This window comes from Candidatus Cloacimonadota bacterium (assembly GCA_034661015.1).
Taxonomy (GTDB): domain Bacteria; phylum Cloacimonadota; class Cloacimonadia; order JGIOTU-2; family JGIOTU-2; genus JAYEKN01.
In genome coordinates, this window is sequence record JAYEKN010000154.1 from 1 (window position 1) to 3,131 (window position 3,131).

Consider the following 3,131-nt stretch of genomic DNA (forward strand, 5'->3'; position numbering starts at 1 on the left):
TGATCCAATCAATTCGCTCTGCTCTTTGCCGGGAAAATGTATCATCTTTTGTCCTGACGGATTCAAAAAACACATGAGAAAAGTCTCTTTTCTGAAACCGGATCTGAATCCCGTCAAAAGTTATAATCGATCCCCGGCAATAAAGCTGCTCAAACGGAGCTGATGAATGATCTCTTTATAAGGATCTCGATTTTCCCATCGTAGCCAAACGCTGCCGATCACCATATATTTTGCCGGCTTTGATCGGGAAGAAAGCAAATCAGGATATGATTCATCGCAGTATACTTCAACTTTCATGACTGATCTTCATTCATTTTGACGATGGCTACAACCAGGTAGAGATTAGTGTAGCGCAAAACCTTATTGACTGTAGCCAGCTTTCAACATTACTCCAGCCCATTTTTCTCATTGCCCATATTTCTCTGCATTCGCCTGTTTCTGAAACCATTCTTGCAGATCTTTAGCGTCAGTTTTTCCAATACACCACTTTTATTCTTTAACATCTCCCAAATACCCTGATTCTTGATTTTTCTCCCACGAAACAAAACGAGTAGGTTGATGGTTTAAAGTAGCAAGTTCTATAACTCTGTGTAATACTTTAAGCACTGGCCTTAAGGGTATACCTTCATTATCAAATTCATTTTTGGCGTTTTCTATTATGTAGTCACATAATAGACGTAACAACTCTGGTTTAGGTAAATCATATCCTGTCTTTTCATTGAAAAGCCGACTAAGATAATCAGCTTCTTTTGTCTGCAATTGACGTTCGCACTTTTCGATTTCATCAGGTATGAAAAGATATGCTCCTTTACTTAATTCTGACATGGCTTGCGCAATTTCAACGTAGCTAAAATTATCAAACTCTATTGTCTTTCTTTCCCAAAGATGGATATATTCGGATTTTGTTACATAACGGCCAGAATAAAATTTTGACGATGTTTTAATCAATTTATTTTTTATAGTTGTTGTTCGTCCCTCTTTATCCAATACGATATAAACAATGGTCTGTCTATTGTGATTAAAGTCGATGAATTTTTCTAACGCTCCATACTTGTCAATCCCTTTTTTGCCAGTAAATCCGGGAACACCATGAATGTTGACGATTTCAATTCCCAGCTTTGAAAAAAGATACCCAAACAACTCATTTGAAAGACGTGGAAACTGCGCCTCTTCTCCTTCACCTTCGACAACAAGAATCAACTTAGGTCTTGGATTTAGATGGTATTGATTTGCAAGAAATTCGAGATATTGCAAATCATTGTTGGTGACGCCGTCTCCATAAAGTTTATCTTGTTTCCAAGTTATATTTTCATTTGGGGGAAACAACTTTTCACCCGTCAATTCTTTATAGAATAGGCGTATCATATGCTCCATAGAATATAGCAATTGTGCAAGTAAAGCTTTACCCTTCAATTTTTTCTTTTGTTCGAGAGAGACAAAACTTATCAATCCATACCAACGCTCTAATGGATCTGCAAATTTTGCGTCTAGCGACACCAACTGGTGAAGTTTTTCAATATTTTTGACGTCTATGCCAAGATCTTCTACTATGGTGTTTGGATTCCAATTACGACAATATTCGTGCCAGCTCCAATCATGATAATGACTCGGTATAGAAAGGTTAACGGTTCTGCGATCTGTTTGTGTTTTTGGGAAATAGCGATTTGACAAAATTTGACAAAAAATTGAGGCTTTCTCTCCTCTTGCCCCATTTTTTTTGTGAGCGTCTATTGCATTTTTTGCCCAATTTGAAATTTGACCTGTCAATCTAATTATATCTTCGCTGGAATATGTGTACCACCATTCGGCTCGAAGCTCCATCTTTGTACTTCGTATTATGTTGTAAAGCGTATAGCATTGAAAAATTGAATAGTAGCTTATAATGAATTCATGTCTATCGTGGTCATAAAAATTTTCCCAATTTGTAAATTCACGAGACAATGGATCCCATAAAATACCCTCCTCAAGCCAATTCTCCGCGTAGCTTTTTTCAAACCAAAAATGAGCATACTCTTCCTTGATATCGCCTTCCCATTTTTCATCATTTTTTAGAATCCCCAAATCTTTATATTTTGTACCATTTTCGATATATTCAATCTTAGTTTTAATTTTAGGTATTTTAACTCGCACAAAGGGGGTGAAAATCTTTAATTTTTCTAACTGTTCAAGTTGTTCTCTAGAAGTATCAACAGATCTTTCTTTGCAATAGGAAATAAATTGGCCCGTCGCAAGAAACGGGCATTGAATAAAATATTCTTTTTCAATTAATTGCTGTAAGGAAATAAGATTTGGCATAAAACATGAATACCTTTATATTTTTTTTAGGACTGTCCCGCTGTTTTTTCAGGGTAGGTGAGATCAATGGATGTTAAGCCGTGATCTCTGGATTCAAACGAGGATGATATAGTTACTGAATATGTCCATAATTTTTATTTACCCCACAACCTGATTGACTACGGTGTTGACCAACTGTTTTTGGGTGGCTTGGGCGTCTGTCAGACAAGATTTAAAGGTATCACAGAGGGCCATCAGTTCATCGACTTTGGAGACAATACGATGTTGTTCAGCGAGAGGGGGAAGTGGAATAAAGGCACTGTTCAATTTATTTAAAGTTACTCTTGTTATTGCCACTCCTGTCATATCAGAACGTATCGAATCATAAAAAAATGGGGAGATTAATGCTAACAAAAGATAGGAATTAAATACTCCTTTGGGTAATTTCAGTAATGCAACACTTGAAAGCATCGAAAATGGATCTTTCAAATTATTAATAGTTGCGACACCTGTAGTAGCACCATCTTTAATGTAAAGTATGTCCCCGAATTCTGGGTTGCAACGAGAAAAAATTTCATTATGTATCTCTCTGGTTACATATGAAACATCCTCTAGCGAAATCCCTTTATACTTTATGTTCTTTGCAGAAATATATAAGAATTCTCCGTGCTCGTAATTTGGTGGTGAGTGATGGGTACCATCTGTTATTTTTTTTAATGCTGTGCCCAATCTCACCCATTCCCACCCCACCGGCAAATCAAACGGCTTTTCCTCCTCCGTAATCTCCGGCAGCTTTTTCTGTTTTTTAATTTTTCCTTCTTTAATCAACCGATCTTTTTCTTCGGCAATTTTTTCTA

At 36.6% G+C, this 3,131-nt stretch carries 3 protein-coding genes; all 3 read right to left on the reverse strand.

What is annotated here, in order from left to right; all coding sequences use genetic code 11:
• Positions 1-120: 120 nt before the first annotated feature.
• A complete protein-coding gene (locus U9P79_06060; GenBank protein ID MEA2104186.1) occupies positions 121-297 on the reverse strand; it encodes a hypothetical protein in 177 nt (58 codons plus the stop codon).
• Positions 298-489: 192 nt separating this feature from the next.
• The gene (locus U9P79_06065; GenBank protein MEA2104187.1) at positions 490-2,295 is read right to left on the reverse strand and encodes a hypothetical protein; all 1,806 of its coding nucleotides are present in this window, start codon (positions 2,293-2,295) and stop codon (positions 490-492) included.
• 138 nt (positions 2,296-2,433) lie between these two features.
• Positions 2,434-3,131 (reverse strand): restriction endonuclease subunit S (locus U9P79_06070; GenBank protein MEA2104188.1); only part of this gene is annotated, 698 nt, incomplete at its 5' end.

Bases quoted from the DNA above. Each gene is read 5' to 3' on its own strand.
- U9P79_06060 (MEA2104186.1), bottom strand. From the start codon at position 297: ATGAAAGTTGAAGTATACTGCGATGAATCATATCCTGATTTGCTTTCT.
- U9P79_06065 (MEA2104187.1), bottom strand. From the start codon at position 2,295: ATGCCAAATCTTATTTCCTTACAGCAATTAATTGAAAAAGAATATTTT.